Origin of the sequence: Paenibacillus pseudetheri, from assembly GCF_924513355.1 — a bacterium.
Taxonomy (GTDB): domain Bacteria; phylum Bacillota; class Bacilli; order Paenibacillales; family Paenibacillaceae; genus Paenibacillus_AQ; species Paenibacillus_AQ pseudetheri.
This window is the reverse complement of the sequence record NZ_CAKMAB010000107.1, coordinates 1-512: the sequence shown is the minus strand read 5'-3', so window position 1 is coordinate 512 and position 512 is coordinate 1. Positions and strand designations below refer to the sequence as shown.

At 44.7% G+C, this 512-nt stretch carries 1 protein-coding gene; it reads right to left on the bottom strand.

Annotated elements, in window-relative coordinates:
- Positions 1–512, bottom strand: a 512-nt coding sequence (locus L1028_RS31115; RefSeq protein WP_234541970.1) for a 5'-nucleotidase C-terminal domain-containing protein, incomplete at both ends; no start/stop codon positions are given.

Here is a 512-nt window from a genome sequence, read left to right as displayed (position 1 = left end):
GTTGGAGTTTTGGAAACCCCATTCTCCATCGCGTCCTTAATTTCTTGTCCGGTTAAAGTGATCGTAACCAGATCATTGTTGAATGGAAGTACTCCGAGTACTTCACCTTGTGTAATCGGTCCTTCATTGATGGACTCGCGAATACCGCCACCATTTTGCAGGGCGATTACCGCATTAGTGCCAGCTTTCTTGGCTGCATAAAGCATGCCGTCGGCAATCAGGTTACCGAGGTTGGTTTCCTTTGTGCGAACATCGTTACGAACGCCGTTTAGAATAACCTCTGAGTTTCCTACTACCTCATTGCTCAGTTCTAGAATACCAGGCTTATATTCGGTATCCAGGATTTTTTTGGCTTCAGGATCCTCTGCGATAACGTAGTTAGCGCCATTCTTAGCATCGATGGAGATTAATTGGTCTTTCCAATTTGTCAGTACGCCATCTTTGTTGAATTTAACCTCAAGTTGACCAAGGAAAAGTCCTTTTTCACCGGTCTGTACAATAAGCTTCGGTGC